The sequence below is a fragment of the Novosphingobium chloroacetimidivorans genome, from assembly GCF_014204535.1.
Classification (GTDB): domain Bacteria; phylum Pseudomonadota; class Alphaproteobacteria; order Sphingomonadales; family Sphingomonadaceae; genus Novosphingobium; species Novosphingobium chloroacetimidivorans.
Window position 1 is genome coordinate 324,360 of sequence record NZ_JACHLR010000001.1, and the last position, 22,425, is coordinate 346,784.

The following is a 22,425-nucleotide window of genomic DNA, read 5'->3' on the forward strand; positions in this document are numbered from 1 at the left end:
AAGCCCGATGCCGAAGCAGAGCGGGAACCTAAACTGGCGGCCATCGCGGGTGCGGTCTTACACCGCTGGCATACCTTACGCCCCATGGCCAACTGATCCAGCGCTAGATCAGCACCGTCTTTCCGGCTGTCATCTGCGGTTTATCCGGAGTTTCACCGGCCCGGAGTCTCAGTCGCCTCGTCCGTTCTTCTCGGGTCACCGCAGCATGCGCAGAATCTCACATCACGATTCCGCGCGCAAGCTCGATCAGCATCACCGCCACCAGCAGCACACCAAGAAACCGCAGGTAGGCGCGGGGCAGTCTCACTCGGACAAGGCGGCGTCGATCATGGCAGGCCATACGTCACCGGGGTGCTCGAGCGTGACCTCATCGGCGGTTTCTTCCAGCACCCGAGCCACAAGGTGACCTTGATTATGCTGCCAGGGGAACTCGCTCATGTTGATGGTTCATTCTGTTCGCTGGCGAGGGTGGAGAGGCGGGCGGTCATGCGACGAACGCCGGTGCGTCAGGTTTCGCCTTCCATGAGAGGCCTACCCAACCTTTTGCAGGCCGGTGGGTCACGCCATCCGCGTCAATCACCCGGTGGCTCCCATCCTCAGTGCCGTCGCTTGGCATGACAAACAGCTTCACTGGGTTTCGGATCGTATAGGTGCCGAAAGGCGCATAGGTGTATGTGCGGTATTCCTCGGTGCTGATGTCAATCTCGCTCATGCGGCGGTCCTTTCGAATAGAAGCTTGGGCTCGATGGGGTGCTTGTCGGCACGGGCGCGAGAGGGAACCGACCACGACTTACCCGGCGTCTCAGCGATCATCTTCCATCCAGCGGCCACCAGCGACGTGCCAGGCTCGCGCTTGAGGATGTATGTGCCGATGCGACGGTACCCGAGGGCGAAGGTTGCCCGTGCAGCTGCGCCGTAGAGAAACGAGCACGCGTTCGGGTGTCCGGTGGTGCACAGGCGGGTGACTTCTAAAGTCGCGCCATCGTCACGTCGGCGGGCGACAGGACGGCCCACGATCACAACGCCGACCATCTCTTCGCCTGCGTAAGCTGCAATGCTGAACTTGTGCCCTTGCGGCGGCGTGTGATGGCGATGATGCTCGCGGACGAACGCGGCTGCTTCGTCGAAGGGCAGGGGCTCTATCGTGAGCTTCCGAGGTGTGCCGGATCTGGTGCCATCGCCATGTGTGGAACAGTGCGTGAACAGCGCGTCCTGCGCATGCTGTGAGCCGCAGAACTCTGCGGTTTCGGGCGTCATGCCGCAGCCTCCTCAAGGCTATCGGCGCCTGGATCGTCCACGTCATCCAGCAGAGTGCGCGTGTACCAGTAGCTCAGATCGACTTCGGCGGGCGTGACCTGATCGTAGCGGTGCAGGAACAGCTTGGTCCCCCACAGAGCGTTGTCGAGATCGAACCAGATCCATCCCATGCAGCACAGGCACCTCTCTGTCGGCGCATGCGTGACCACAGCTTCGTGTATCTCGACAGTCTTGCTCTCCCGATCCACCTTGAAGGCGTCGGGGTTGAACGGGTACTTCTGAAACTCAAGGTCGAGTTCTTCGTACAGCGTCCGCATGGCAGGCCAGAAGCCCGCCTTCTGCACTCCAGGGAAGGATGCGACGGTCTGGTCGATTAGGAGCTTGTGCCGATCCTCTCGGGCACGGTATTTCAGGTCATCCATGGCGCGGTCCTTTCGCGTTCGTGGCCAGGACCGGAGCGAGGTTGCACCCTCTCTTCGGTCCGTTTTTGCTAGCCAAAAAACGCTGGGACTGACGGATTCCCGTTGAGCTAAACAGGTCCGCTAGACAAACCAACGCATTGACTGCACTGGCATATTGCACCCCTGTCGGGCGCACCACGTCGATCGGCGATCGTTAGTTCAGTTCGCCTGCTCGGGCGGCACGACCGGAAACGGCAGCGGCGCCACCGCGATGCCCTCATCCAGCAGCTCCTTGGCTTCCGCGATCGTCGCCTGGCCATGGATCGTCTCGGCCTCGCGCTCGCCATAGTGCATGGCCCGGGCATCCTCGGCGAAGCTATTGCCAACGAAACGAGAGGACTTGAGCGCCTCGGCCTGCATGTTCGCCAGCTTGTGCATCAGTGCCATGGCTTCGGGTGGCAGCGGCGCGGACACAACCGGCGCCGGCGCGGGAACCTCATTCTCGGGCGACATCCGCCGCGGCTTGATCCCGCGTATCGGCTCGGGAAGCTGGTTGCCCTTGCGCGCGACCCTCGGCGCCATCAGCGCCTTGCCGACGTCGGCCGAGCCACAGTGCGGACAGGTGACCAGCCCGCGCTCCTGTTGGCGTGAGAAGTCGTCGGACGAGCCGAACCAGCCCTCGAACTTGTGCGCCCCCACGCGGCATTCCAGATCGTAGACAATCATCGCGCGCGGCTAATTGGCGATCGCGCGGCGGTTGGCAAGGCTAGGCAGCTGTGACCGCACCTCGGCGATCCGCGCAGGCTCGATCTCGGCGAAACCGATGCCGGGCGCCTCACCGCCCATGTCTAGCAGCACTTCGCCCCAGGGATCGATCGCCAGGCTGTGGCCGTAGGTGGCGCGCCCGTCCTCGTGCCGGCCCACTTGCGCGGCGGCCAGCACATAGGCGCTCGCCTCCACGGCCCTTGCGCGCTGGAGCAAGTGCCAGTGCGCAGCGCCGGTTGGCACGGTAAAGGCGGCCGGGATCGCAATCAGGTCGCATAGAGCCTGGCCCAGCGCCTCGAACAGCGCTGGGAAACGGATGTCGTAACAGATCGCCAGGCCCAGCCGGCCCAGCGGCGTCTCCACCGTCGCGACACTTTCGCCGGCGGCATAGGCGTTCGATTCGCGCCAGAACTCGCCCGTCGCAAGGTCGACATCGAACATGTGCATCTTGTCGTAACGTGCGGCGATCGCGCCGGTGTCATCGATGACGAAGGCGCGATTGGCCCATCGCCCATCCTCACGCGCCACGGCCAGCGAGCCCAGCGCAACCCACACGCCCTCGCGCGCCGCGCCCTCACGCACGGCGAGGAGGACGCGATCGTCCTCCTCGCGCACGATCGATCCGGCAGCGCGCTTGCGGTCGCGATCGAGCAGACCGGACATCTCGGGCGTGAACAGCATGGCCGCGCCGCCTGCCTTCGCCTGCGCGATCGCGTCGACGATCGCTGCCGCATTCGCCACCGGATCGATGCCGGTCGTCATCTGGAACAGCGCGGCGCGCGGCATTGTATCGGTTAAATCCCCAACAAGCTGTCGAGCTCGCCGCGACCATCGAGCGCGCTGATGTCATCGAAGCCGCCGAGCGCCTTGTCGCCGACCAGGATTTGCGGAACGGTGCGCGCGCCCGGCACGCGCTCCAGCATTTCCGCTTTCTTCGGGCCGCCCATGGTCACGTCATACTCCTCGTAGGACACGCCCTTCTTGTCCAGTAGCGACTTGGCGGCGACGCAATACGGGCAGCCCCACTTGGTGTAGATCTCGACCTTCTCAGCCATCTGACTCACTGTCCTTTTTTGCTTGTGCAGACCCACTTGAAACGCGTGACGCCTGCCATATCTTGGCGTTCGAGTGTTCGCCCGCAAGGGGATAGCTCGCCAGTGAGGCGCCGGGTTCCCGGGCCTCACATGAACAACGAAGATTGCTCATTGGAGGATTTTTGTCATGAACCGTATCGACTTTTCGCCTTACCGCCGCACCATGGTCGGCTTCGACCGCCTGTTCGACATGATCGAGAACCAGGCCCGGGTGCAAGGCGGGGATAAGTACCCCCCCTTCAACATCGAGCGCCGCGGCAGCGACGCCTATCGCATCACTCTCGCAGTCGCCGGGTTCAAGCCCGCCGACATCGATATCACCGCACAGGCCAACCTGCTGGTGGTGAAGGGCCAGAAGCCCGACGAGAGCGCGGAAGGCGAGTTCCTGCACGTGGGGATCGCCCAGCGCGGGTTCGAGCGTCGCTTCGAGCTGGCGGATTATGTCCGCGTAGCGAACGCCGACCTTGCCGATGGCCTGCTCGTCATCGACCTCGTGCGTGAAGTGCCCGAGGCGATGAAGCCCAAGAAGATCGCGATCGGCGGCAACACGCTGACCGTCGTCGATGGGCAGAAGGACAGCGCCGAGGCTGCCGCCGCCTAAGCGCAGCAGCATCGGCGAATTGATCGGGGCGGTCCAGGCCATCCGGGCCGCCCTTTTGATTCGCGGCGCTTTGTTGCGCCTTGATCGTGCGGCATTACCGGCTACCTTGACGGCGACCTGAAGGGGCTCGGGGGGCAGATGCGTTTCACGGTTCTAGGGGCTTTGGCCTCGCTCGTACTCTCGTGCGCGCCGGCGCAGGCTGCCTGGCATGAGGCGTCCAGCGACCACTTCGTCATCTACGCCGACGATACCGAGCGCGACATCACGACCTTCGCGCGGCAGCTGGAGCAATACCACGCGGGGCTCGCGTTGGTTACGAACACGACGCTGCCCGTCCCCAGCCCCTCCAACCGCGTCACCGTCTACGTCGTGCGTAACGAGCGAGAGGTGCGCACGCTTTACGGCAATGCCAAGAGCAGCGTCGCCGGCTTCTACGTGCCCCGCGCAGGCGCATCCATGGCGATCGTGCCCGCCGTTCAGGCGGTGAACGGACGGCTCACCTGGTCGATGCTGGTGCTCCTTCACGAATACGCGCACCACTTCATGATCTCGTCCGAAGGCGGCGCCCTGCCTCGCTGGATGAACGAAGGCCGTGCCGAGTTCTTCGCCTCCGCGCAGTTCGATCGCGACGGGTCCATGTGGCTCGGACGACCGGCCAACCACCGTGCCGCCGGGCTCTTCTACTTCAACGGCGTCAAGGTGTCGGAGGTCCTCGATCCCGCCGGCACCGGCAGGCGGACCGCGATGGTCGAGGATGCCTTCTACGGGAAGTCCTGGCTGCTCTATCATTACCTGACCTTCGAGCCGAGCCGCAAAGGCCAGTTCACGCACTATGCGGAGCTGCTGGCAGCCGGCAAGAGCCCGCGCGACGCCGCTACCGGCGCGTTCGGCGACCTCGACGTTCTGGAAAAGGAACTCGACCGCTACCAAAGCCGCGGCCGGATGTCGGCGCTGAAGCTTGCCCCCGCGCAGCTCAAGACCGGCGCCGTGCATGTTCGTGCGCTCTCGCCCGGCGAAGCGGCGATCATGCCTGTGCACATCCGTTCGCAAAAGGGTGTCGCTCCGGAAGAGGCGAAGCAGCTGCTGGCGCAAGCGAGAGAGATCGCCGGCCGCTATCCGGCGGATGCCGCGGTGCAGACGGCACTTGCCGAGTGCGAGCACGATGCCGGGAACGACAAGGAAGCGATCATCGCGGCCGATGCCGCGATCAAGCTCGATCCGCGGCAGACGAACGCCTACGTGCAGAAGGGCCTGTCCTTGTTCCGCCAGGCGGCCGATGCGAAGGACGCGGCCGCTGCCTACTCAGCGGCGCGTCGACCTTTTGTCGCGCTCAACAAGATCGAGAACGATCATCCGCTGCCGCTGATCTACTATCACCGCAGCTATGCCGAGCAGGGTGAGAAGCCCTCGACCCTCGCCGTCAACGGGCTGATCCGGGCAGTGGAACTGGCTCCGTTCGACCTGGGGCTGCGGATGAACCTGGGCATGGTGCTGCTGCACGAAGGACGGGGCCAGGATGCCGCGATCATCCTGAAGCCCGTCGCCTACAATCCGCACGGCGGCCCCATGGCCGAAGCGGCGCGCAAGGTCATCGAACGTGTCGCGAAGGAGCCCAAGTGGAAGGGCGAAGGCATGGAAGCGCCGTCCGAAGATCCGCCGGGCAAGGGCGACAGCTGACATCCCCCGGCTTGCCCGGGCCGCACTACGACCAAGGCTGTCCGCCCGACGCGATCAGACCAGTCGCGCCTGCTGCACCGCCGCTTTGATGAACCCGGCGAACAGCGGGTGCGGATCGAAGGGCTTGCTCTTAAGCTCGGGATGGAACTGCACGCCGATGAACCAGGGGTGGTCCGGCCGCTCGACGATCTCGGGCAGCAGGCCGTCGGGCGACATGCCGGAGAAGATCAGGCCGTTGCCCTCCAGCGCCTCGCGATAGGTGCCGTTGACTTCGTAGCGGTGGCGATGGCGCTCGGAGATCTGCGTAGCGCCATAGATCGAGGCGACACGGCTGTTGCCGGTCAGCTGCGCGGGATAGGCGCCGACGCGCATCGTGCCGCCAAGGTCGCCACCGGCGGCGCGCTGCTGCAGGCCGTCCTTGCTCATCCATTCGGTGATGATACCGACCACCGGCTCGTCGGTTTCGCCGAACTCGGTGGACGAGGCATCGGCGATACCCGCCGCGCGCGCGCCTTCGATGCAGGCCATCTGCATGCCCAGGCAAATGCCGAAGAACGGCACCTGCCGCTCGCGCGCAAAGCGGACGCTGGCGATCTTGCCTTCGGTTCCGCGCTCGCCGAAGCCGCCGGGCACCAGGATGCCGTGCATCGGCTCGAGCAGCGCGGCGATCTCGGACTTGTCATCGCGCTCGAAGATCTCGGCGTCGATCCAGTTGATGTGGACCTTCACCTTGTTGGCGATGCCGCCGTGGACCAGTGCTTCGTTCAGCGACTTGTAGGCGTCCGGCAGGCCGACATACTTGCCGACCACGCCGATCGTCACTTCGCCCTCGGGGTTCTGGTAGCGGTCGACGATCTCGGTCCAGCGGGCCAGCGGAGGCGCGGGCGCGGTGAGACCGAAGTGGTGCAGCACTTCGGCGTCGAGCCCCTCGGCATGGTACTGCAACGGCACCGAATAGATGTTGGGCGCGTCGAGCGCGGGGATCACCGCCTCGCGCCGCACGTTGCAGAACAGCGCGATCTTGGCGCGCTCGTTCTCGGGCAGCGGGCGCTCGCAGCGGCACAGCAGGATATCGGGCTGGATGCCAAGGCCAGTCAGCTCGCGCACGGAGTGCTGGGTCGGCTTGGTCTTCAACTCACCGGCGGCCGCGATGTATGGCACCAGCGTCACATGCACGAAGCAGGTCTGCTCGCGGCCGAGCTCGTTGCGCAGCTGGCGCAGGGCTTCGATGAAGGGCAAGCTCTCGATATCGCCGACGGTGCCGCCGATCTCGCACAGCACGAAGTCGAGGTCCTCGGTGTCGGCCTGCGCGAACTGCTTGATCGCGTCGGTGACGTGCGGGATCACCTGGACCGTTGCGCCCAGGTAGTCGCCGCGCCGCTCCTTGGCGATGATGTCGCGGTAGATGCGGCCCGAAGTGATGTTGTCGCCCTGGTGGGCCGAAACACCGGTGAACCGCTCGTAGTGGCCAAGATCCAGGTCGGTTTCGGCGCCGTCATCGGTGACGTAGACTTCGCCGTGCTGGTACGGGCTCATGGTGCCCGGATCGACGTTCAGGTAGGGGTCGAACTTGCGGATGCGGACCTTGAATCCGCGGGCCTGCAACAGCGCCGCCAGGCTCGCCGCCATGAGGCCCTTGCCCAGCGAGGAAACCACGCCGCCGGTGATGAAAATGTGCCGCGCCATGGGAGATGGGCCTTAAAACGCAAGGAGGCACCTGGGCAAGCGCCCGGAACCTGTGTCCACAACAAATGAAGCTCAAACGAGGGCCCGGCGCGCCGAGCCCCACGATCGGTTTCGCCGGCTTATTTCGCCGCCGATCCTGCCAGCGGGTCGTTCGCGGGAGCCGGGGTGGCCGGCTGCGCAGGCGCCGCGGCGGGCGCCGCGCCCGGGTTGGTCGTGCCGGCCAGCGGATCGACGGGAGCCTGCACCGGCGCATTGCGCTGCAACGAGGTGTCGAGCTGGCGCCCGGTCGTCACGTCCACCGCCAGCGCTGCCAGGATGATGCTGAGCACGACGAACAAGGTCGCGAGCACGGCGGTCGCGCGGGTCAGGAAGTTCGCCGCGCCACGCGCCGACATCAGGCCCGAAGGATTGCCGCCACCAGTGCCCAGGCCGCCGCCTTCCGACTGCTGCATGAGGATGACCCCCACCAAGGCAGCGGCGACCAGCGCCTGGACAACGGTCAGGAACGTAAACAGCATGCAGTCTTCCAAACAAGTCGCGAGCCGTCTCGGCCGCTCGCCATTACGCCGGCGCAGATAGGCTTTTGGCGGCCGTGGCGCAAGCCATGCGACGCTGCCCCGCCCGCTTCATCCCGGACTCGATCCGGGACCGGTTCCGGCACGTCGCGAGCATGCGTCAGGATGCCTCTCGCGAAAGGTTCGTCACTGGCGAAAACGGTCCCGGGTCAAGCTCGGGACGACGGTGCCCTTAAGCCTCGTCCAGCGCCGCGGCCGCGCCGACGATCGCCAGGAAGCTCTCGGCCGTAAGGCTCGCCCCGCCCACCAGCGCGCCGCCCACGTCCGGGATCGACAGCAGTTCGCCGGCGTTGTCCGCCTTGACCGAGCCTCCGTAAAGGATGCGCACGGCGGCGCCGGCATCGCCATAGATCGCGACCAGCTTGGCACGGATCGCCTTGTGCATGGCGGCGACATCGTCGACCGACGGCACGCGCCCGGTCCCGATCGCCCAGACCGGCTCGTAGGCCACGGTCAGCTTGTCCGAGGCGCCATCGGCCTGCGGGCACGAGCCTTCGAGCTGCGAACCAACGACGGCTTCGGCATTGCCCGCGTCGCGCTCTGCCTCGGTCTCGCCGACGCAGAGGATCACCGCGAGCCCGGCGGCAAGCGCCGCCTCGGCCTTGGCGCGCACCACCTCGTCGCTCTCGCCGTGAAGCGTGCGGCGCTCCGAATGACCGACGATGGTGAAGTCCGCCCCCGCATCCTTCAGCATGGCCGCGGAGATGTCGCCGGTGAAGGCGCCGCTTTCCTTGACGTGGCAGTCCTGCCCGCCAACGCCGATCAGCTCCACCGCCTCGCGCGTGCGGTGCAGCAGCGTGGCCGGCGGTGCGATCGCGACCTGCACCTTGGGCAGGCGCGCCGCGCCGCGATCGATCGCCCGCGCCTCGCTGAGGATCGCGCGCGTGCCGTTCATTTTCCAATTGCCGACGATGTAAGGCAGACTTGCCATCTTGAACCCTTGTTTACGAGCCGACTCGTCACAGCGGCTCCCCCTGTTATCGGGCAGCTAGGACAGGGCCGCCCGGCTTGTCAAAGCGACTGGGCCGCTTTGCCACTACGGGCCGCTCCAGCCCGGCCCGGCGCGCTGGGACAGACGGGGCTACACGTGCACAAGTTTGCCGCGCGCCATTGCAGGACACGGGTTTGGCACCTAAAGCGTCGCCGCTTGGGCGCGGGCCTTGCGGCGGCGCTCACCCGATACGTATCACTTGCTGAACGGCTTCTCGCGCATGCTCCATTTCTTCCGCACCCTCATCAAGTCGAAGGTCGGCGCCATCGTCGCGATCGTCATTCTCGGCGTCATCGCGCTGTCGTTCGTCGCCGGCGACATCGGCGGCAGCCGTAATCTGGGCGGCGCGGGCAGCGGCACGATCGCCGAAGTCGGCGGCGAGGACATCACCTCTGCCGACCTCAATCGCGAGGCGAACGAGGCGTTGCAGCGCGTGCGCCAGCAGGACCCGACCCTGTCAATGAGCGGCCTGATCGCGCGCGGCGGCCTCGAGATCCTGCTGGGTGACCTGATCGACCTCAATGCGCTGTATGCCTTCGGCAAGGAGCACGGCGTGATCGCCGGCGACCGCCTGATCGATAGCGAGCTACAGCGCGCCGGAGCGCTCCAGCCCAATGCGATCCCGCGCGAGTCCGTGGCGAACCGCCTCGTTGCACGCCAGGTCCTCTCGCCCGCCGAATACGGCGCGGTGATGCCGCGCGAGCTCGCCTGGCGTTATGGGCAGCTGTTGGGCGAGCGCCGGACCGGCTCTATCGCCGTGTTGCCGGCGCTGGCTTTCGCGCCCGAGAAGGCCCCGGGTAACGCGGAGCTTCAGGCCTACTACAAGGCGCACACCAGCACCTTCATCCGCCCCGAGCGCCGGGTGATTCGCTTCGCGACCTTCGGGTCCGACGTGGTCAAGAACGTGCCCGCGCCCGCCGATGCCGAGATCGCGAAGCGCTACGAGGCCAACCGGGCCGTATACGCCGCCATCGAGCGTCGCTCCTTGACCCAGCTCGTCGTACCCACCGAAGCCGCGGCCAAGGCGATCGTCGCCGAAGTCGCCGGGGGCAAGACGCTGGATGCCTCCGCCGCCGAGAAGGGCCTGGCCGCTGCCAAGGTCGGGCCGCTGAGCAAGCAGGACCTGACCGCCCAGTCCAGCGCCGCCGTCGCCAATGCCGTGTTCGCCGCGCCCAAGGGTCAGCTGGTCACGGCGCGCAGCCCGCTTGGCTGGTACGTCGTGCGGATCGAGGCCATCGATCAGCAGGCCGGGCGCTCGCTCGACCAGGTCAAGGGCGAGATCGCGACGGCCCTCACCGCCGACAAGCGCCGCGCCGCGATCAGCGACTTCGTCGCCAAGATCGAGGAGCAGTTCGAGAACGGCTCCAACTTGCCGGAAGTCGCCAAGAACCTGGGCCTGCAGGTCCAGTCGACGCCGTCGCTGACCGCCGATGGCGCCGTCTACGAGCGTCCCGGCGAAGCTGTCGAGCCTTCGCTCAAGCCGGTGCTCAAGACGGCGTTCACGATGCAGGAGAACGAGCCCCAGGTCGCCGAGACGCAGCCCGGCGCCGCTTTCGTGATCTACGACGTCACGGCCGTCGCTCCGTCCGCGCCGGCGCCGTTCAACGAGATCGTCAACGACGTGAAGGTCGCCTACGCGCTCGACCGGGGTGCGGCGACTGCCAAGGCGCAGGCGCAGGCGATTCAGGCCGCGGTGCGGAAGGGCGAGAAGCTGGACGCAGCCGTCGCCAAGCTCGGCAAGCGCCTGCCGGCGATCGAGCGCGTCGGCATGACCCGCCCGGAACTCGCGCAGATCCAGCGCTCGGGACGTCAGGTGCCGCCGCCAGTGCGCTTGCTGTTCGCGATGGCGCGCGGCACGGTGAAGGTGCAGGAAGCGCCCCAGAAGCGCGGCTGGTTCGTGGTCGTGCTGGACTCGGTCGAGCCCGGCAAGCTCGACCGCAACGATGCCTCGCTTGCCGGTGCTCAACGCGAGCTCGGGAAAGTCGCGGGCGGCGAATATGCCGAGACACTGCGCAAGGCGATCACCAAGAGCGTCGGCGTCAAGCGCAACCCGGCAGCGCTTTCGGCCCTGCGCGACGAACTCTCCGGCAAGAGCCCCGAGTGAGCGCCGGCCAGATGGCCGCGGCGATCGGCGGCAAGACGCTTCAGCGCGAGGCGGCCCTGGCCGCGTTGAACGCAGGCAAGCCGTCGCTGGTGTGGAAGCGCCTGGTCGCCGACACCGAGACGCCGGTCGGCGCCGCGCTCAAGCTGTTCGAGCCAGAGCGTGGCGACTTCCTGCTCGAATCCGTGGAAGGTGGGGAGACGCGCGGACGCTACAGCCTGGTTGGCCTCGATCCGGATCTGGTGTTCCGCGCCGACCGCGAAGGCTGCGCGATCAACCGTTCGTGGCAGACCGACCAGGAGGCCTTCTCGCCGCTCGCGCGCGACAGCCTGGTCGAACTGCGGGCGCTGGTGGAAGCCTGCCGGATCGACGTGCCCGCCGAGCTGCCCAAGACGCTGGCGTGCCTGGTAGGCTACTTCGGATACGAGACGATCGGCCTCGTCGAGACGCTGCCGCGGGCCCCGCAAAGCGCGCTCGAACTGCCGGACATGCTGTTCGTGCGCCCCTCGCTGATCCTCGTGTTCGATCGGCTGGGCGACGAGCTGTTCTGCGTCGCGCCGATCTGGCCGCAGAACCCGGCGAGCGGCGCCGACCACGCGATCGTCGCCGCCGAGGAGCGCATCGACGAAGCCCTGCGCCGCCTCGGCCAGCCGGTGCCCGCTCTCCCTTCGATCGCGAATGAAGCCGAGCCGGAGCGCAGCGCCGTCATCGCGCCCGAAGACTACAAGGCCATGGTCCTGCGCGCCAAGGAATACATCGCGGCGGGCGACATCTTCCAGGTCGTGCTTGCCCAGCGCTTCACCTGCCCCTTCCCGCTGCCACCGATCGCGCTCTATCGCGCGCTGCGCCGGGTGAACCCCTCGCCCTTCCTGTATTTCCTCGACTTGCCCGGCTTTGCGCTGATCGGGTCCAGTCCCGAGATCCTGGTGCGCGTGCGCGATGGCGAAGTCACCATTCGCCCGATCGCCGGCACCCGCCCACGCGGCGCGACGCCGGCCGAGGATCGCGCCAACGAGGCCAGCCTCCTCGCCGATCCCAAGGAGCGCGCCGAGCACCTGATGCTCCTCGACCTGGGCCGCAACGATGTGGGGCGCGTGGCTTCGGCAGGCAGCGTCGAGGTCACCGACAGCTACATGGTCGAGCACTACAGCCACGTCATGCACATCGTCTCGAACGTGACGGGACGGCTCGACACCGCGAAGCACGACGCCATCGACGCGGTCTTCGCCGGCTTCCCCGCCGGCACCGTCTCGGGAGCGCCGAAGGTGCGCGCCTGCGAGGTGATCGCCGAACTCGAGCCCGAGACTCGCGGCGCCTACGCCGGCGGTGTCGGCTACTTCGCGCCCGACGGCTCGGTCGACTCGTGCATCGTCCTGCGTACCGGCGTGCTCAAGGATGGCGTGCTCCACGTCCAGGCCGGCGCGGGCATCGTCGCCGACAGCGATCCCGCCTCGGAACAGCGCGAGTGCGAGGCCAAGTCCGGCGCCCTGTTCGCCGCCGCCCGCGAAGCGCTCCGCGTCGCGGGGGAGCCCGGGTTCGGGCAGTAGTTCGCTGGTCGGCCCTACGCCCTCTTCTTCGTCATTCCCGCGCAGGCGGGAATCCATCTCCGATGCGATCCGGAAGCGTGGGGTTGCGGGTCAAGGTGGCGCAAGCGGCCATGTCCCTTCGCGTCCACGCCGCTGCTCCAAACGAATGCTCGGGAGATGGATCCCCGCCTTCGCGGGGATGACGAAAGTCGTGGGGTGCAGTCTCCCCCTGGTCCTCACCGCCTGCAGCGACCCACAGCCCAAAGCCGCCGCCAAGGCCCCTCCACCCCCGCCCTGCTCCGGCGCGACGTTCGAGGGCACGCCGCTGACGCACTGCATCGCCGACCCGGCGCTCCATACCGTCCGCACCGTGCTCGGTCCGGGCGGCAAGCCCTACCGCAGCCTGTCCGAACTCGCCGTCGCTCTCGGGCCCAAGGCGAGCCAGGTCGCCTTCGCGATGAACGGCGGCATGTTCGACGAGGCGGGCATGCCGATCGGCTACTACGTGGAGAACGGCAGGCGCATCCATGCGCTCAATCGCAACGAGGGCTGGGGCAACTTCCACCTCCAGCCCAACGGCGTGTTCTTCGGCACGGGGACGCGCTGGGAGGTGCGAACCGCTGCCGACTTCGCCAGCCACGTCGCTCGTCGCCCTGACTTCGGCACCCAGTCCGGGCCGATGCTGGTCATCGCCGGCAAGCTGCATCCGCGCATCGACCGGGACGGGCCTTCGCAGAAGCTGCGCAACGCCGTGGGCGTCGACCGGCAAGGCCGCGCCCACTTCGTCATCAGCGAGGCGCCGATCTCGTTCGGCAAGCTCGCGCGCTACTTTCGCGACGAACTGCATACGCCCAATGCCCTGTTCCTCGACGGCAGCGTCTCCAGCCTCTGGGACCCGCGCATGGGCCGCGTCGACGGCGGGCCGCCGCTCGGCCCCCTGATCCTCGTTGAGAAAAAGTTGATCGGGGCCGAGAAAAGGACGAAGGCGGAGCCATGATCCTGGTCATCGACAACTACGACAGCTTCACCTGGAACCTGGTCCACTACCTGATGGAATTGGGCGCCGAGGTAGAGGTCGTGCGCAACGATGCGCTGTCGGCGGGTCAGGCGATCACCAGCGGGGCGCAGGGCTTCCTGATCTCGCCCGGGCCCTGCACCCCGAACGAAGCCGGCATCAGCCTGGACCTCGTCGGCGCGGCGGCGGACGCGAAGCTGCCGCTGCTCGGCGTGTGCCTTGGCCATCAGGCGATCGGCCAGCACTTCGGCGGCAGCGTCGTGCGTGGCGGGCTGATGCACGGCAAGACCTCGCCCGTCACCCATGACGACAGTGGCGTGTTCGCCGGCATCCCGACGCCGTTCACCGCCACGCGCTATCACTCGCTGATCGTCGAGGACATTCCGGCGAGCCTGCTGGTCAACGCCCGCTCTGACGACGGCCACGTCATGGGCTTTCGCCATGCCGAGTTGCCGATCCATGGCGTCCAGTTCCACCCCGAAAGTATCGCCACCGAGCACGGCCACGCCATGCTCGCCAACTTCCTGAAGACCTGCGGAATCGACGCGCGCCTGCCCGAACGGCTCAGCGCTTGAGCGTGCTCGTCACGCCCACGGTCGCCGAGACCGAAGCGCTGTTCGGGCGCATGCTCGATGGCGACATGCACGATGCCGAGATCACGGAAGTGCTGCTCGGCCTGTCGGACCGCAAGGAGACGGCGGAGGACATCGCCGGCGCCGTGCTCGCCATGCGTGCGCGCATGATCCCGGTCCAAGCACCGGCGAATGCCATCGACGTGTGCGGCACCGGCGGCGACGGACAGCACAGTCTCAACGTCTCCACCGCCGTGGCGATCGTCGTCGCGGCGTGCGGCGTGCCGGTCGCCAAGCATGGCAATCGCGCCGCCTCCTCGAAAGCAGGCGGCGCCGACACGCTCGAAGCGCTGGGTCTCGATCTCGATCGCGCCAGCGAGCGGGCGGAAGAGACGCTGGCGGACATGGGCCTGGCGTTCCTGTTCGCGCAAAAGCACCACCCCGCGCTCGCGCGCATCGCCCCGATCCGCAAGGCGATCGGCAAGCGCACAATCTTCAATCTCACGGGTCCCCTGGCAAACCCGGCAGGCGTGACCCGCCAGTTGGTGGGCGTCGCCAACCCGGTCTACGTACCAATCTATTGCGATGCGATGGCGATGGTCGGCACGGGCGCCGCCATCGTCGTCGGCGGAGAGGAGGGCCTCGACGAACTCTCGATCGACGGCCCCAGCATCGTCTCGACCCTGAACTGCGCCGACGTGGCAAGCCGCGTCACACCCGAGGATGCCGGCCTCTCCAGCCACCCGCTCGAGGAACTGCGAGGCGGTGATGCCGCCTACAACGCAGCCGCCTTGCGCCGTCTGCTCGACGGCGAGTTGGGTGCCTATCGCGACGCCGTGCTGCTCAACGCTGCGGCCGCGCTGATCCTTGCGGGCGAAGCGAGCGATTGGCGCGACGGCGCCGAGGAAGCGGCCGAGGTCATCGACAAGGGTCTCGCCAAGGCGTTGCTCGACTGCTGGATCCAGACCACCGCCCGATAATCCGCCCCAAAGCGTTTCAGCCGGAAAGCAAGATGCCCGACAAGCTCACCGAGATCTGCGCGACCAAGCGCGAGGAAGTAACGACACGCCAGGGCTATGCCACCATCGGCGACCTCGATGCACGTGCCGCCGAGCAGACACCGCCGCGCGGTTTCCGAAAGGCACTTGAATCCAAGGCGGCAAGCGGCTTCGCGCTAATCGCAGAGATCAAGAAAGCTTCACCCTCCAAGGGTTTGATCCGGGCTGATTTCCGGCCGGCCGAGCACGCGCTGGCCTATCAACATGGCGGAGCAGCCTGCCTCTCGGTTCTCACCGACGAGCCGTACTTCCAAGGTCATGAGGACTTCCTCATGGATGCCCGCGCCGCGTGTGACCTGCCGGTCCTGCGGAAGGATTTCATGATCGATCCCTGGCAAGTTGCCGAGGCGCGAGCGATCGGTGCGGATGCGATCCTGATCATCGTCGCCGCGCTCGATGACGTGCAGATGGCGGAGATCGAGGCCGCGGCGATCGAGCGCGGCATGGACGTCCTCGTCGAAGTTCATAACGAAGATGAGATGAGCCGTGCCAGCCTGTTGAAATCACGCCTGATCGGGGTGAACAACCGCGACCTGAAGCGCTTCGCCACCGATATCGCCACGACCGAGCGGCTAGCTCCGCTCGCCCCCGAAGGCACGCTTCTGGTGAGCGAAAGCGGCATCAACAGCCATGCAGATCTGCAGCGCCTGTCCTCCTGCGGTGCGCGCACCTTCCTCGTCGGCGAGAGCCTGATGCGTCAGCCCGATGTCGAGGCGGCCACACGCACCCTCCTGTTCGGCTGAACGCCAGACGTTCCTGTCCTACAGGCATGACCTCTGGCATGACACCAACATGACTCGCCGCCCCTTCAACGCTCGTCCTGTCGACCCTGCCACCATCGTCGAAAAGCAATGTTGCTGGACACCGGCAATTGCGGCAACTCGCCCATGAGCACGTCGCTGACGCATATCGATGCCGAGGGCACCGCGCGCATGGTCGACGTCGGCGCCAAGGCTGAAACCCAGCGGCTCGCCATCGCCTCGGGGCGCATCCGCATGAGCGCCGAAGCGCTTGCCGCCATACGCGCCGGCGATGCTCCCAAGGGCGATGTCCTGGGCACCGCGCGCATCGCCGGCATCATGGCGGCCAAGCGCACGGGCGATCTCATCCCCATGTGCCACCCCCTTGCGATCGACGCGGTGAACCTGGACTTTGCCTTCGAGGAGAATGCGGTGCGCGCGGTTGCAACCGTCTCGCTCACCGGTCGCACCGGAGTGGAGATGGAGGCCATCACCGCCGTGACGATCGCGCTCGTCACCATCTACGACATGGCCAAGGCGCTCGACAAAGCCATGGTGATCGAAGACGTGCGCCTCATCGAGAAACGCGGCGGCAAGTCCGGCCACTGGCGCGCCGCCACCGCATGACCCGTGAACCGCCTATCTCGCTAGAGGACGCGCAAGCGCGGCTCCTGGCACTCGCCGCGCCACTCCCGCTCGAACGCGTCGACATCGACAGCGCGCTCGGGCGCTACCTCGCCGAACCCCTGAGAGCCCGCCGGACGCAGCCGTTCGCGGCGCTTTCGGCGATGGATGGCTATGCCGTGGGCGAAGGCGATCTCGCAGGCCCGTGGCAGATCGTCGGCGAAAGCGCCGCCGGTCATCCGTTCGCCGGACGCTTCGCGCGTGGACAAGCCATCCGCATCTCGACCGGCGCGGTGGTTCCCGAAGACGCCGCAGCCGTGATCCTGCAGGAGGATGTCGGGCGCGCGGGCGATCGGCTGACCCTGACCGGCGAGCCGCCCTTCCCGGCGCACAAGCACATCCGGCCGCGCGGGATGGACTTCTCCGAAGGCGCCGAGGTCCTGGCTGCCGGCGTGCGGATCGGGCCCGCCCAGCTGGCCCTGGCGATCAGCGCCGGCCACGCCTACATCCCCGTGCGCCGCCGTCCTCGGGTCATGGTCATGGACAGCGGTGACGAGCTCGCAGCCGATCCCGAAGCCTGCGGCGCGCACCAGATCCCGGCGAGCAACGGCGCCATGCTTGCAGCGATGGCGCGCTCGGTCTCTTGCGATGTGCAGCGGATCGGCCCGGTGCCCGACACGATGGACGATCTCGCGGCAGCCTTCGCGCAGGCCGAGCAGGCGGACGTGATCGTTACCAGCGGCGGCGCTTCGGTGGGCGACCACGATCTCGTGCGGCCCGCGCTGGAAACCTGGGGCGCGCGCATCGGCTTCTGGCGCGTGGCGATCAAGCCTGGCAAGCCGATCCTGGTGGCAACGCGGGAGACTGCGGGTCGTCGGCAGATCATCCTGGGCCTGCCCGGCAATCCCGTCTCAAGCCATGTCACCGCCTACCTGTTCATGCTCCCGCTGCTCCGCGCGCTGCTCGGTTCCGGCAATCCGTTGCCAGCGTCGATGCCCATGCGTCTCGACGCTCCACTCCCTGCGAACGGGGGGCGGCGCGCCTTTGTCAGGGCGCTGTGGCAGGACGACGGCGTGACCGCGCAGCCGCAGCAGGACAGCAGCGCCCTTGCCTCGCTGGCGGCCAGCAACGTGCTTCTCGATCGCGCGGCCCATGCGCCAGCAGCAGCAGCGGGCGAGGTCATCCGCGGATATTGGCTGGAGAATGGCGGAACCGCTTGACGGCATGATTTCTGTTGCTTAATTGTTCGCCAATTGTTCACGAGAAGAACGCCTGAGGAGGCGGCGGACATGTTGACACGCAAGCAGCACGAATTGCTCCGGTTCATCCAGGTCCGCCTTGAGGAGACGGGCATCTCCCCCAGTTTCGAGGAGATGAAGGAGGCGTTGGATCTCAAGTCGAAGTCGGGCGTCCATCGCCTGATCTCCGCGCTGGAGGAACGCGGCTTCATCCGCCGCCTGCCGAACCGCGCGAGAGCCCTCGAGGTGCTGAAACAGCCCGAGAACCTTGGCGCACGCGCGCCTGTCCCCCGTGCCGCGGCGAACAGCAACGAGACGGTACGTCCGCGGGCTGCCGTCGTGCCTCCGGCGAACGACGTGATCGAGATCCCCTTGCACGGCCGGATCGCCGCTGGCGTGCCGATCGAAGCGCTGGAAGGGCAAACCACTTTGCCGGTTCCTGCCGCACTGCTGGGTGCCGGAGAGCATTATGCGCTCGAAGTCTCGGGCGACTCCATGATCGAGGCCGGCATCCTCGACGGTGACTTCGCCCTGGTGAAGCGCACCGCCACTGCTCGCGATGGCGAGATCGTGGTGGCGCTCGTCCACGGTGAGGAGGCAACCCTCAAGTACTTGCGCCGCGAAAATGGAATGGTCTGCCTCGATCCGGCGAATGCCGCCTACGAGCCGCAGATCTACCACACGGGCGAGGTCGAGGTGCAGGGCAAGCTCGCTGGGCTTCTGCGCCGCTACAACTAAGCGGCGCTCCGTTTAGCGCGATGGCTGCAGAGCCGGCGACGAAGGTGGGTGTTCCGGCGGGTGGCGGCTCGGCTTTCTTGGCGGAACCTCGGCAACACGCCACCACCCATGCCGACCCTCGCCTTCTGCAACGGTCCGGATGTGCGGGTCGTATAGATCGATCGCCAGACCTCCGGTCTGCCTGAGCAGGTCGCGATCGGCCTTTAGCCACCTGGGCCGGCAGCTGCGCGGAAGCCAGCGGTCGGCAATTACCAGATCGACCCGCTCGCAAGCCGCGGCCAGCGAGCGTTCCGGCAGAGCGCCTCTGCTGCGCGTCAGCAGCAGACGCCAATCGCGCCCACCGCGCGTGACCACCAGAACACAAGTATCGGTGTTGCAGCGCGCGCCCGGCCACGACGAGATGAGCACGGGTTCACCGCTCATGCTGGCAATCTCAATAAGATTGTCACGCACGAACTCGCTCTTCGTCTCCCGCAGCACGTAGAGCACCGCGCCATCGTTCGAGGTTATGCCGACGTGCCGCCCATCTCCGGATACGAGCACATCCGCCGGCCGGGCGGTCAGCAGCAGGGCCACGCCGGCACCTGCGGGCAGCAATCCGAACCAGCGCACCCGTCCGCTCCACAGCCCGATCCAGACCGCGCCGGCGATGAACAGAGCGAGCGCCTCGCCGCCGAAAGCCGGCATTACCGTGACCGAACCCGGCCTGCTCGCCACCCAATGCGCGATCGCGGTCAGCAGGCTCACGGCCTGGCCCGCGACCCACCACACCGGCGCTCCCAAACCGACCAGATCGAGCACGAGCGCGCCAAGGACTGCAGGCATGATCACGAGCGTCGTCAACGGGATAGCGATCATGTTCGCCAAGGCGCCGTAAATTCCCGCGCGATGGAAATGGTACAAGCCGATCGGCATCAGCGCCAGTTCGATGACCACGCCGGTGACCAGCACCATGGCGAGATGGCGAAGCAACCGCACGAGCAAACCCTCTTCCCGTGGGGCGAGAAAAGCACGGGTTGGCGCTGCGCCGGACACGGCGACGATCGCCAGGACGGCTGCAAAGCTCATCTGGAAGCTTGGCCCCATGACCGCTTCGGGCCAGAGCAGCAGAACCAGGAACGCAGCCACCGCCAACATGCGGAGCGACAGTGCCTCCCGGCCCAGCGCGAGCGCGGCAAGCACAAGCAAGGCACCGATACAGGATCGCACCGTCGGCACCTGCGAGCCGCTGACGAGGGTGTAGCTTAAGCCGGCGAGAGCTCCGAATCCGGCGGCGACCACAGGCAGGCGCACGCGCAGCGCGAGCCACGGCCATAGCGCCAAGAGCCGCAGCGCCATGACGTATACCGCGCCGACGACGGAGCTGACGTGCAACCCACTTATGGAAAGCAGATGCGCCAGGCCGGAGTCGCGCATGGCTTCGGTGTCGGCGTCAGAAATCCCGCCCATGTCGCCGGTCACCAGGGCTGCCGCGATGCCCGAGTCTGCCGGGTCAAGCTGCGAGCGGACATGATCGTTCAAAGCTCGCTGCAAGCCGTTCAGCCAGACTCCGCCTCGTCCCGGTTCGAGCTCCTCCGGTACCGACAGAGCCGATCCGGTCGCAGCCAAGCCGCTGAACCACGCCGTACGGGCAAAGTTGTAGCCACCAGGAAGCATCGGGGCAGCCGGCGGAACAAGCCTCGCGCGCATCTTGACCAGTGCACCGGCGCGCCAGGTCCCCGTAGATCCGATGCCATCCGGCAGGTTCAATCGCACGCGAATAGCGCGCCCGCTTCCCGGCTCTCGGGTCGCGAGAACGATGCGCGTGCGCTCTTGCGCCGGTTGCGGCTCCACGGCCAGGATGCGTCCCGTAAGCGTCGCAACCATAGGGCGGGCAATCGGCTCGGCGCCCACCAGATGTGACCGCATCCACACCGATCCACATCCGGCGGCAAGGACCAGCGGCACGACGATGCCACTCAACCTGATGTATGGGTACCTGCCATCGGGTTGTAGGCATGCCGCGCAGGCCACTGCGATCCCGAGAGAAAGCGCGATTAGCGTCAGCCACTCGGCCGGACTGGAAAGCGCGAACCAGAACACGATGCCAGTGCCGAATGCGACCGCGAGCCAAGGCGCACGATCGAAGCCCGCACCGCCAAGAAATTGCTCGGCGGAGTGCAAGGGCCTCGACAAGCGCCGCGCGCTGTTCCATGGCCGATGTTGCAGTGCAGCGCTCTCCGGAGCGGCTTCGGGCGGGATATCTGGGCGCGCGGCTCCTGTGGCCATGACGCGCATAGGACAGGAAGGATGGAGTGATGGCAAGCGGCAGCGTAACGCAGGCCACGCCAGGCGGCAACGCCGGCTCCAGGCCAGTCGTCACGCGCTTCGCCCCCTCGCCTACCGGCTACCTCCACATCGGCGGCGCGCGCACGGCATTGTTCAACTGGCTTTATGCGCGACGCCATGGTGGCAAGTACCTGCTGCGCATCGAGGACACCGATCGCGCACGGTCGACTGAGCCGGCCATCGACGCCATCTTCGACGGACTGAGCTGGCTTGGCCTTGATGGCGACGAGCCTGCGACGTTTCAGTTCGCCCGCTCGGACCGCCATGCGGAGGTGGCCCACAAGCTCATCACGGCCGGTCATGCCTATCGCTGCTACATGACGCAGGACGAGCTCGCCGCCCATCGGGCCAAGGCGCAGGAGGAGCGGCGCCCATTCCGATTGCTCAGCCCCTGGCGCGATGCCGATCCCGCGAACTATCCCGATGCTCCTTACGTCGTGCGCATCAAGGCGCCGCGCGACGGTGAGACGGTGATCGACGATCTGGTCCAAGGCCAGGTAACGGTGCGCAACGAAGAGATCGACGACTTCGTCCTGCTGCGTTCCGACGGAACGCCCACGTACATGCTGGCGGTGGTGGTCGACGATCACGACATGGGCGTCACGCATGTGATTCGCGGGGACGACCATCTCAACAATGCGTTCCGGCAACTTGCCATCATCCATGCAATGGGCGCGATCGAGGGTTGGGAGCGCCCGATTTACGGTCACGTACCGCTGATCCATGGTTCGGACGGCGCGAAGCTGTCCAAGCGTCACGGTGCCATTGGTGTCGACAGCTACCGCGACGATCTCGGCATCCTGCCCGAGGCGCTGTTCAATTACCTGCTTCGGCTGGGCTGGGGCCATGGCGACGACGAGATCATCGCGCGCGAACAGGCGGTCGAATGGTTCGACATGACCGACGTCGGCAAGTCACCGTCGCGGTTCGATCTGGCCAAGCTCCAGAACCTCAACGGGCACTACATGCGCGTGGCTGACGATGACCGCCTCGCCGCTCTGGTCGGCGAGCGCTTGGGCGCTAGCGCCGATCGGGCACTGCTGGCGCGCGCGATGCCAGTCCTGAAGGTTCGCGCCAAGGACCTCAACGAACTCGTTGACGGCGCCGCGTTTTTGTTTGCCAAGCGCCCGCTGGTCTTCAGCGAGAAGGCGGCCTCCTTGCTCACCGATGAAGCACGTGAGCGTCTTGCCACCATCCATGACCGCCTCGCTGCCGAGGCGGACTGGTCGGCCGAGCCGCTGGAAGCGGTTCTCAAGGCTTTGGCCGAGGAGCAGGGGCTCGGCCTCGGCAAGCTGGCGCAGCCCCTGCGGGCAGCGCTGACGGGCCAGACGACCTCGCCAGGAATTTTCGACGTTTTGGTTCTGCTCGGTCGGGACGAGAGCCTTGCGCGGATCGCCGCGCAGGCTACCGCTTCGGCAGGGTCGCAAGTCTAAGGGAG

General features: G+C 66.8%; 23 protein-coding genes. 12 read left to right on the plus strand and 11 right to left on the minus strand.

Features of this window, described 5'->3' with window-relative positions; all coding sequences use genetic code 11:
- Window positions 1-303 precede the first annotated feature (303 nt).
- The 7 genes from HNO88_RS22625 to grxC form a co-directional block, all read right to left on the minus strand.
- Complete coding sequence (locus HNO88_RS22625; protein WP_281383968.1) at window positions 304-438, minus strand: hypothetical protein; 135 nt, start codon at window positions 436-438, stop codon at window positions 304-306.
- A 46-nt stretch (window positions 439-484) separates the two neighbouring features.
- The gene (locus HNO88_RS01650) at window positions 485-712 is read right to left on the minus strand and encodes a hypothetical protein (RefSeq protein WP_184242108.1); all 228 of its coding nucleotides are present in this window, start codon (window positions 710-712) and stop codon (window positions 485-487) included.
- Complete coding sequence (locus tag HNO88_RS22170) at window positions 709-1,257, minus strand: XF1762 family protein (RefSeq protein WP_246381085.1); 549 nt, start codon at window positions 1,255-1,257, stop codon at window positions 709-711. The genes HNO88_RS01650 and HNO88_RS22170 overlap by 4 nt, the downstream gene beginning before the upstream one ends.
- Window positions 1,254-1,679, minus strand: a complete 426-nt coding sequence (locus tag HNO88_RS01660; RefSeq protein WP_184242110.1) for a hypothetical protein — start codon at window positions 1,677-1,679, stop codon at window positions 1,254-1,256. The genes HNO88_RS22170 and HNO88_RS01660 overlap by 4 nt, the downstream gene beginning before the upstream one ends.
- A gap of 198 nt (window positions 1,680-1,877) precedes the next feature.
- Window positions 1,878-2,384: a DUF1178 family protein gene (locus tag HNO88_RS01665; RefSeq protein WP_184242112.1), complete on the minus strand. Its 507-nt coding sequence runs from the start codon at window positions 2,382-2,384 to the stop codon at window positions 1,878-1,880.
- A gap of 9 nt (window positions 2,385-2,393) precedes the next feature.
- On the minus strand, window positions 2,394-3,209 hold the full coding sequence (locus HNO88_RS01670) for a carbon-nitrogen hydrolase family protein (RefSeq protein WP_184242114.1): 816 nt from the start codon (window positions 3,207-3,209) through the stop codon (window positions 2,394-2,396).
- Between the two features lie 8 nt (window positions 3,210-3,217).
- Window positions 3,218-3,478: a glutaredoxin 3 gene (gene grxC, locus HNO88_RS01675; RefSeq protein WP_184242116.1), complete on the minus strand. Its 261-nt coding sequence runs from the start codon at window positions 3,476-3,478 to the stop codon at window positions 3,218-3,220.
- A 166-nt stretch (window positions 3,479-3,644) separates the two neighbouring features.
- Here grxC and HNO88_RS01680 point away from each other — a divergent pair, with 166 nt between their 5' ends.
- Both HNO88_RS01680 and HNO88_RS01685 read left to right on the plus strand, forming a co-directional pair.
- Window positions 3,645-4,118, plus strand: coding sequence for an Hsp20 family protein (locus tag HNO88_RS01680; protein ID WP_184242118.1), 474 nt, complete (start codon window positions 3,645-3,647; stop codon window positions 4,116-4,118).
- Window positions 4,119-4,256: 138 nt separating this feature from the next.
- Complete coding sequence (locus tag HNO88_RS01685) at window positions 4,257-5,795, plus strand: hypothetical protein (RefSeq protein ID WP_184242120.1); 1,539 nt, start codon at window positions 4,257-4,259, stop codon at window positions 5,793-5,795.
- Window positions 5,796-5,849: 54 nt separating this feature from the next.
- On the opposite strand, the gene pyrG is transcribed toward HNO88_RS01685, so the two are convergent.
- From pyrG to tpiA, 3 genes are all read right to left on the minus strand, one after another.
- Complete coding sequence (gene pyrG, locus HNO88_RS01690; RefSeq protein ID WP_184242122.1) at window positions 5,850-7,481, minus strand: CTP synthase; 1,632 nt, start codon at window positions 7,479-7,481, stop codon at window positions 5,850-5,852.
- 119 nt (window positions 7,482-7,600) lie between these two features.
- Window positions 7,601-7,996 carry a preprotein translocase subunit SecG gene (gene secG / locus HNO88_RS01695; RefSeq protein WP_184242397.1) on the minus strand — a complete coding sequence of 132 codons (396 nt, stop codon included), beginning with the start codon at window positions 7,994-7,996 and terminating at the stop codon, window positions 7,601-7,603.
- Between the two features lie 232 nt (window positions 7,997-8,228).
- Window positions 8,229-8,987: a triose-phosphate isomerase gene (gene tpiA / locus HNO88_RS01700; RefSeq protein WP_184242123.1), complete on the minus strand. Its 759-nt coding sequence runs from the start codon at window positions 8,985-8,987 to the stop codon at window positions 8,229-8,231.
- 229 nt (window positions 8,988-9,216) lie between these two features.
- On the opposite strand from tpiA, the gene HNO88_RS01705 reads away from it, so the two are divergent.
- From HNO88_RS01705 to lexA, 9 genes are all read left to right on the plus strand, one after another.
- Window positions 9,217-11,151, plus strand: a complete 1,935-nt coding sequence (locus HNO88_RS01705) for a peptidylprolyl isomerase (RefSeq protein WP_246381086.1) — start codon at window positions 9,217-9,219, stop codon at window positions 11,149-11,151.
- Window positions 11,152-11,162: 11 nt separating this feature from the next.
- Window positions 11,163-12,695 carry an anthranilate synthase component I gene (gene trpE, locus HNO88_RS01710; RefSeq protein WP_184242401.1) on the plus strand — a complete coding sequence of 511 codons (1,533 nt, stop codon included), beginning with the start codon at window positions 11,163-11,165 and terminating at the stop codon, window positions 12,693-12,695.
- A 178-nt stretch (window positions 12,696-12,873) separates the two neighbouring features.
- Window positions 12,874-13,671: a phosphodiester glycosidase family protein gene (locus HNO88_RS01715; RefSeq protein ID WP_246381087.1), complete on the plus strand. Its 798-nt coding sequence runs from the start codon at window positions 12,874-12,876 to the stop codon at window positions 13,669-13,671.
- On the plus strand, window positions 13,668-14,264 hold the full coding sequence (locus HNO88_RS01720; RefSeq protein ID WP_184242128.1) for an anthranilate synthase component II: 597 nt from the start codon (window positions 13,668-13,670) through the stop codon (window positions 14,262-14,264). Before HNO88_RS01715 ends, HNO88_RS01720 begins: the two co-directional genes overlap by 4 nt.
- Window positions 14,261-15,241 carry an anthranilate phosphoribosyltransferase gene (gene trpD, locus HNO88_RS01725; RefSeq protein WP_281383969.1) on the plus strand — a complete coding sequence of 327 codons (981 nt, stop codon included), beginning with the start codon at window positions 14,261-14,263 and terminating at the stop codon, window positions 15,239-15,241. The genes HNO88_RS01720 and trpD overlap by 4 nt, the downstream gene beginning before the upstream one ends.
- 32 nt (window positions 15,242-15,273) lie before the next feature.
- Complete coding sequence (gene trpC, locus HNO88_RS01730; RefSeq protein ID WP_184242129.1) at window positions 15,274-16,062, plus strand: indole-3-glycerol phosphate synthase TrpC; 789 nt, start codon at window positions 15,274-15,276, stop codon at window positions 16,060-16,062.
- A 144-nt stretch (window positions 16,063-16,206) separates the two neighbouring features.
- Window positions 16,207-16,686: a cyclic pyranopterin monophosphate synthase MoaC gene (gene moaC / locus HNO88_RS01735; RefSeq protein WP_184242405.1), complete on the plus strand. Its 480-nt coding sequence runs from the start codon at window positions 16,207-16,209 to the stop codon at window positions 16,684-16,686.
- Window positions 16,683-17,903: a molybdopterin molybdotransferase MoeA gene (locus HNO88_RS01740; RefSeq protein WP_184242131.1), complete on the plus strand. Its 1,221-nt coding sequence runs from the start codon at window positions 16,683-16,685 to the stop codon at window positions 17,901-17,903. Before moaC ends, HNO88_RS01740 begins: the two co-directional genes overlap by 4 nt.
- Window positions 17,904-17,972: 69 nt before the next feature.
- Window positions 17,973-18,659, plus strand: coding sequence for a transcriptional repressor LexA (gene lexA, locus HNO88_RS01745; protein ID WP_184242133.1), 687 nt, complete (start codon window positions 17,973-17,975; stop codon window positions 18,657-18,659).
- Window positions 18,660-18,671: 12 nt separating this feature from the next.
- On the opposite strand, the gene HNO88_RS01750 is transcribed toward lexA, so the two are convergent.
- The gene (locus tag HNO88_RS01750; RefSeq protein ID WP_246381088.1) at window positions 18,672-20,834 is read right to left on the minus strand and encodes a ComEC/Rec2 family competence protein; all 2,163 of its coding nucleotides are present in this window, start codon (window positions 20,832-20,834) and stop codon (window positions 18,672-18,674) included.
- A 122-nt stretch (window positions 20,835-20,956) separates the two neighbouring features.
- Between HNO88_RS01750 and gltX the strand changes: the two genes are divergently transcribed.
- Window positions 20,957-22,420: a glutamate--tRNA ligase gene (gltX, locus tag HNO88_RS01755; protein WP_184242137.1), complete on the plus strand. Its 1,464-nt coding sequence runs from the start codon at window positions 20,957-20,959 to the stop codon at window positions 22,418-22,420.
- The last annotated feature ends 5 nt before the right edge of the window (window positions 22,421-22,425 follow it).